At 74.7% G+C, this 328-nt stretch carries 1 protein-coding gene; it reads right to left on the minus strand.

What is annotated here, in order from left to right; all coding sequences use genetic code 11:
- The coding region (locus tag AB1L88_RS26980; RefSeq protein WP_367099821.1) for a DUF5996 family protein at window positions 1-328 on the minus strand (328 nt) is incomplete at both ends.

Genomic DNA, 328 nt, shown 5'->3' on the forward strand with positions numbered 1-328 from the left:
AGCCCCGCCCGGTCCCAGGAGGCCCGGTCGGCGGCCGCCTCGTAGGTGCTCTGGAGGAATTCCAGCAGCGTCTCGTCCGGCGAGGTCGAGGCCCGGACCGCCTCGTAGGGGAGCACGAACTCCCCGAGCTGGTCGTTCCAACCGGCTTCGGCCGGGCGGACGGGGGCGGCGGCGAAGCCGTCGGGAGGCGGGTAGGCGTAGGAGTAGAACACCGCATCGCTCGACGGCCCGCCCGGCCAGAACCCGGCGCTGCTGACCTCGTGCGAGTAGGCCTCCCGGGCGACCCAGTCCGGGAAGTTCGGGATGCCCGCCGGGTGCGGCGGCGCGG

This window comes from Tautonia sp. JC769, assembly GCF_040717455.1.
Taxonomy (GTDB): domain Bacteria; phylum Planctomycetota; class Planctomycetia; order Isosphaerales; family Isosphaeraceae; genus Tautonia.